This window comes from Tissierellales bacterium (assembly GCA_025210965.1).
Lineage (GTDB): Bacteria > Bacillota > Clostridia > Tissierellales > JAOAQY01 > JAOAQY01.
In genome coordinates, this window is the sequence record JAOAQY010000231.1 from 1 (window position 1) to 5,902 (window position 5,902).

Below are 5,902 nucleotides of genomic sequence, written 5' to 3' on the forward strand. Positions count from 1 at the left end.
GGGGGTAAAAAAAGGGATAGAAGAGATATTTAATATGAATAATGAAGAAAACGAGTATCTAGAATCTAGAATAATTAAAATAAGTCAGGAAAAAGTGTTTATAGAAGTTTTTAAGTCAAAAATAGGCGATAAAGGAATAGAAGAAGAGCACATAGGCGTTTATGAAATTGGTGCAGAGGGTAAATTCAACAAAAGAAATGAAGATACGAGTGATATAGCAAGTAAAGGTGATGAAGATATTGACAGATACGAGAGTCCAGATAAACTTTATATTTCAGATGATGATAAAGTCTATGGTTTAGTAGATGGTGGTGTCAAAAATTTCACTGATTCAAAAATATATAAAGTTGTAGAAAATGAGATAAAAACTCAAAAATAAAGAGTGAATATCTAGAATGCGTGATGTAGTTATTGAAAACTCATGCAAAGGTTAAAATAAAAAGGTAACAAAGTTGTCATATTTATTTTCTGAATTTTCATCTCCTGTTGATAATTTGGACACATTTGATTCGTATACTAATAGTGTAGACAAAAAGAAAACAAACAAACAAACAAACAAACCAAATAAAATAAATAAACCATTACAGGAGGAAATTATTATGAGAAAAAGATTAGCAGCATCCACATTGATTGCGATTATGATGTTCACACAGGGAGCCGCATTTGCAGCAAAGGACGTGAATTTTGGAGATGTAGAAAATAGACAAGAACTAGAATCAATTATAAATAAGATAGATAAGCAGGATTTGAGAGACTTACAAGTTAAGTATAGAACTGGTAAATTGACAGAAGATGATATGAGAAAAGTATTAGAATCCGCCAATAGATAATAAATAAAAAGGAGATGCGAATGCATCTCCTTTTTTTATAATCTATTAGTTGAAAATTATTAGTTGCAAACTACTAGTTGCAAAAATTATGCTTGATTAACAGATCCAAATAATTCCATTTTTTCTTTAACTGTAGCTTTGATAGCTTCAAAACCAGGAGCTAAGATTTTTCTAGGGTCAAAACCTTTACCTTCTAAATCTTTTTTAGCCTCGAAGTATTCACGAGTAGCTGCAGCAAATGTCAATTGACATTCTGTATTTACATTGATTTTAGAAACACCTAAAGAGATAGCTTCTTTAATCATGTCTGCAGGGATACCAGTACCACCGTGAAGAACTAGAGGCATACCTTTAGTTGCTTCATTGATTCTAGCTAAAGCATCAAAGTTTAGTCCTTGCCAGTTTGCAGGGTACTTACCGTGGATATTACCGATACCAGCAGCTAGCATATCAACGCCAAGGTCTGCGATCATTTTACATTCAGCAGCATCAGCTATTTCGCCAGCGCCTACAACACCATCTTCTTCTCCACCGATAGAACCAACTTCGGCTTCAACTGAAATACCTTTTTCGTTAGCAATTCTGATGATTTCTTTTGATTTTTCGATATTTTCTTCGATTGCGTAGTGTGAACCATCGAACATAACAGAAGAAAAACCAGCTTCAATTGTAGCAAGAGCACCTTCGTAGCTACCATGATCTAAATGAAGTGCTACAGGAACAGTGATTTTAAGCTCTTCTAACATACCATTTACCATACCTACAACAGTCTTGTAACCACCCATATAACGGCCAGCACCTTCAGAAACACCTAAGATGACAGGAGAATTATTTTCCTGAGCTGTCAAAAGGATTGCTTTTGTCCATTCTAGGTTGTTAATGTTGAATTGACCTACGGCATATTTGCCTTCTCTTGCTTTGTTTAACATTTCTTTTGCTGAAACTAACATATAAAGAGACCTCCAATAAAATATATATTTTCTACTTTCAAGGTTATTATAAAGCAAAAAGCACAAAAAGAAAACCTCAAAAGCTGAATTTAACTAGATTTTTAAAGATAAACCCTTTTCCCGAGACCTAAACCAACGATTAACAATTATCCTCAATTACCAAACAATCAATACCCAATAATTATAGCATAAAACTAATCGTGATAGAATTTTTCAGATTTTTTAAAATACAATATAAACAAAAAAGCAGTCTCATAATTGAGACTGCTTTCACTTAGTGGTTATGCTTTAGACCACCCTTTTATTTTAATCATGTCATCATCATCTCCCTTCGTGAAAGATTAACCGGTTAAGTATAGTATACAGTGCATCGTATAAAACGACTAGTCCAAGAACAACTATAAGCCATTCTAGCCTTTACCATATACAATCTTTTTAACTGTTTCAGGGCTTAAGAAAAATTCACAAGCCAGTTCATCAATACTATTACCTAGTTGGTATAGTCTTTGCATCTTTCTGTTCCTAACATCAAGCTGTTCGCGCGTTCCACTTTTTTCGCCCCAGCTCACCTTTTGACCACTTTTGGGGATGTAAATCAGACCTCCATTAAAGTAACTCTGAATTTCCTCCAAAAGGTGAGTCGGAAGCACATCTGTTCCATTTTTGTAACCCATATGTTCCCTCCTGTAAAATGTTCATGGCACCGTTGTTGTTTCTAGTCGTAATTAAATTAATCACCATAATCCCACCTTTCTTTAGATTTAATATTTAGAGCCCTCTGCCAAAGGGACTCTTTCCAGATACTATTTTATTACAAATTCGACCCAAATAACATTACAGTATATTTACATTTTTCTTAAGTGATATTTAAGGTTTTGTTCATGAAGAGAATTCACATAAATAGGAAGAAAAATTGACTCAAATGAAACTCTCGACTATAATGTAAAGAGTGAATAATTAGAAGGTTTTGTTAAGAAATGTTCGTAAAAATTAAATTATTAATGAAAGGGGATTTTGATATGGATATCCAAGCAATTGTAGCAATAGTTATTGCAATTATTTTGAGTATTATATTGTATGCAGTGGGTAAAAAAGCGAATCTTAAAATGAATACACAGGCAGTTGTGGCAATAGGAATTGGAGCGGCACTTTACGCGGCGCTTTCAGCAATAGCAATTCCTATTGGACCAAATACAAGCTTTAGACTTTCGATATCACTTTTGGTTATATTCGGAGCTATATTTGGCCCAGTAGTAGGATTTTTGGTAGGATTTATAGGACATGCACTAAACGATGCACTTTTATGGGGCTCAATTTGGTGGAGCTGGGTATTTTTAGCAGCAATACTTGGTCTTTTTGGAGGTCTTGTAAAGTTAGATACTAGTTTTGACGTCCTTTCAGGCAAGATTGAAAAGAGACATATAGTCAAGATGTATGTTTATGCTGTAATGGGAATGCTAGTAGCAAGTGTAGTAGCATATGCAGGAGATGTTTTCCTTTATGGAGAACCAGCAGAAAAAGTATGGCTTCAAATACTTCTAGCAAGTTCAACAAATCTTGGAGTAGTAGCAATAGTTGGTATTCCAGTTGTAGTTGCATTAGCTAAAATGAAGAAAAAGAATAAAAATTTAACTATAGACGAATAGGAGAATTAAAGTGGCGATTATAGAATTTAAGGCTTATAGCTTCAAATACGAGAGTTTGTCATCGCCAACGCTAAAAAACCTCAATTTTAAAATTGAGCAAGGAGAAAAGGTCTTAATAGCTGGGCCAAGTGGTTCAGGAAAGTCGACAATAGCCCATTGTATCAATGGGCTAATTCCTTGTTCTTATAAGGGGGCGATAGATGGCACACTTAGAATTAAGGATTTTGAACCAGCTAAAATGGATCTTTATAAAATCAGTGAACATGTCGGGACAATACTTCAGGATCAGGATTGTCAATTTGTTGGACTTAGTGTGGGAGAAGACGTGGCATTTTCATACGAGAACGATTGCAAATCGGTTGACTATATGAAAAATAGAGTAAGTGAGGCATTAGAAGCGGTAGGAATGATAGAGCACATAAATAAGACTCCACATAATTTGAGTGGTGGACAAAAGCAATTGGTATCACTTGCTGGAATATTGGCTATAGATGCTGATATATTGCTATTTGATGAGCCACTTGCAAATTTAGATCCAGTGAGCAGACATAGGACAATGGCCCTTATAGATCAAATACATGGAGAAACTGGCAAAACTATAATAGTGGTAGAGCATAGAATTGAAGATGTATTGGCCTATGATTTTGACAGAATGATTGTCGTGGATAATGGTACTATTGTGGGGAATGGAAAACCAGATTTATTGTTAGCAGGTTCATATCTAACAGAATATGGTCTAAGAGAGCCACTTTATGTAGAACTTTTGAAAAAGATTAGAGATAGATGGTCGATTGAGGATGGGCTAGCTAATATAACTAATACTTCAAAATATAGAGAACTCATAAAAGAGTGGTACGAGCGTGAAAAATACGTTGAAGAAAAAATTGAAGAGACTGGTGAGATGACGCTTGCGCTTAGAGATATTTGCTTTAGCTATTACAAGGACGAAAGTGATTTGATAAAGAACGTATCTTTTGAGGTCAAAAAGGGTGAAATATTAGCAGTACTTGGTAACAATGGTGCGGGTAAATCAACACTTTTGAAGCTAATTACTGGTCTCAAAAAACAGAGAGCAGGGAATATAGAACTAAATGGTAAAAAAATAGATAAATGGTCGATAAAAAAACGAAGTGATAAGATTGGATATGTGATGCAAAATCCAAATCACATGATTACTCAAAACATGGTATTTGATGAAGTTGCATTAGGACTCAAAGTAAGAGGAGTAAACGAATCGGATATAAAAGAGAAAGTAGAATCTACTTTGAAGGTATGCGGACTTTACGGCTATAGAAATTGGCCAGTAGAGGCTCTTAGCTACGGACAGAAAAAAAGAGTAACTATAGCTTCAATATTAGCTATAGAGCCAGATATAATATTGCTTGACGAACCAACTGCTGGGCAAGATTATTATAATTATAGGGAATTTATGGAGTTTCTTATGAAAATTAAAGAGACTGGAATTAGCATGATAATGATAACGCATGACTTGCATCTCACACTTGAGTATGCTGATAGGGCACTAGTTTTGAGCGGAGGAGAAGTTCTTAAAATAGGAAGTATATACGATGTATTGTCTGATGATGAACTGATGAGTAGAGCTAATTTGAGAGAGACGACACTCAGTGAAATGGCCAAAATTGCGAAAATAGATGAGATTGATAGATTCTTAGAAATCAGCATGAGATATATGAAGGGAGGCCGAGGAGTATGAGCAGATCGGGATCGCTTTATATAGAAAAGGAGTCTTTATTTCATAGACTAGATGGTAGTGTGAAACTTGTTATGTTACTTGCGTGGACAGCTTTTGTATTTATGTTCATGGACGTGAGAATATTTTTTGGATTGGTAGTGCTAGGCTTTAGTTTTCTTAAAATAGCCAAAATACCGTATAAGAGTATAAGGCCGCTACTGATATTTGTGATAGTATTTACCATATTTAATTCATTGTTTTTAATTTTGGTGACACCAGAATATGGTTCAGAGTTAGCGGGAACAAGAAGTGTAATTATGCCTTTTTGGGGTGGCAAAGTACTTACGTATGAAACATTATTTTTTGCCCTCACTCTTTCATTTAAATATCTGGCAATACTTCCAATAACGCTTTTATTTGTACTGACTACCCATCCTAGTAAATTTGCAAGTAGCTTAAATAGAATAGGAGTGTCATATAAGATAGGTTATGCTGTTAGCATTGCACTTAGATATATACCAGATGTAAAAGATGAGATGGAAACTATATTGCAGGCTCAAGAGGCGAGAGGGATTCCATTTAGAAGAGGCGATGCAGGATTTTTAACTAGAATGAAAAATTATAGTTTTATATTATTGCCATTGCTAATGGGTTCGCTAAATAGAATAGAAGTAGTTTCAAATGCTATGGATTTGAGAGGTTTTGGAAGACATAAAAAGAGAACTTGGTATAATCAAAAACCAATAATGAAGGCCGATGTAATATGTTTGCTATGTTCTATAA

7 protein-coding genes are annotated in these 5,902 nt (G+C 34.6%); 5 read left to right on the top strand and 2 right to left on the bottom strand.

All coding sequences use genetic code 11. From position 1 onward, the window contains the following. A partial coding sequence (locus N4A40_16525; protein MCT4663460.1) for a hypothetical protein occupies positions 1-379 on the top strand: 379 nt, incomplete at its 5' end. Positions 380-599: 220 nt separating this feature from the next. Further along, positions 600-830, top strand: coding sequence for a hypothetical protein (locus tag N4A40_16530; protein ID MCT4663461.1), 231 nt, complete (start codon positions 600-602; stop codon positions 828-830). 86 nt (positions 831-916) lie between these two features. Here the strand turns inward: N4A40_16530 and fba are convergent, their stop codons facing one another. Together fba and N4A40_16540 are read right to left on the bottom strand one after the other, a co-directional pair. Then, positions 917-1,780: a class II fructose-1,6-bisphosphate aldolase gene (gene fba, locus N4A40_16535; protein ID MCT4663462.1), complete on the bottom strand. Its 864-nt coding sequence runs from the start codon at positions 1,778-1,780 to the stop codon at positions 917-919. Positions 1,781-2,190: 410 nt separating this feature from the next. Next, positions 2,191-2,454 (bottom strand): CD3324 family protein, encoded by a 264-nt coding sequence (locus N4A40_16540; GenBank protein MCT4663463.1) that lies wholly within the window; start codon positions 2,452-2,454, stop codon positions 2,191-2,193. A 345-nt stretch (positions 2,455-2,799) separates the two neighbouring features. On the opposite strand from N4A40_16540, the gene N4A40_16545 reads away from it, so the two are divergent. The 3 genes from N4A40_16545 to N4A40_16555 form a co-directional block, all read left to right on the top strand. Then, positions 2,800-3,426: an ECF-type riboflavin transporter substrate-binding protein gene (locus tag N4A40_16545; GenBank protein ID MCT4663464.1), complete on the top strand. Its 627-nt coding sequence runs from the start codon at positions 2,800-2,802 to the stop codon at positions 3,424-3,426. Positions 3,427-3,436: 10 nt separating this feature from the next. After that, complete coding sequence (locus N4A40_16550) at positions 3,437-5,140, top strand: ABC transporter ATP-binding protein (GenBank protein ID MCT4663465.1); 1,704 nt, start codon at positions 3,437-3,439, stop codon at positions 5,138-5,140. Further along, on the top strand, positions 5,137-5,902 hold a 766-nt coding region (locus tag N4A40_16555; GenBank protein MCT4663466.1), incomplete at its 3' end, for an energy-coupling factor transporter transmembrane protein EcfT. The genes N4A40_16550 and N4A40_16555, both read left to right, overlap by 4 nt.

What these genes read in the sequence shown, in the direction of transcription:
- N4A40_16530 (MCT4663461.1), top strand. Translation starts at nt 600, where the DNA reads ATGAGAAAAAGATTAGCAGCATCCACATTGATTGCGATTATGATGTTC.
- fba (MCT4663462.1), bottom strand. Translation starts at nt 1,780, where the DNA reads ATGTTAGTTTCAGCAAAAGAAATGTTAAACAAAGCAAGAGAAGGCAAA.
- N4A40_16540 (MCT4663463.1), bottom strand. Translation starts at nt 2,454, where the DNA reads ATGGGTTACAAAAATGGAACAGATGTGCTTCCGACTCACCTTTTGGAG.
- N4A40_16545 (MCT4663464.1), top strand. Translation starts at nt 2,800, where the DNA reads ATGGATATCCAAGCAATTGTAGCAATAGTTATTGCAATTATTTTGAGT.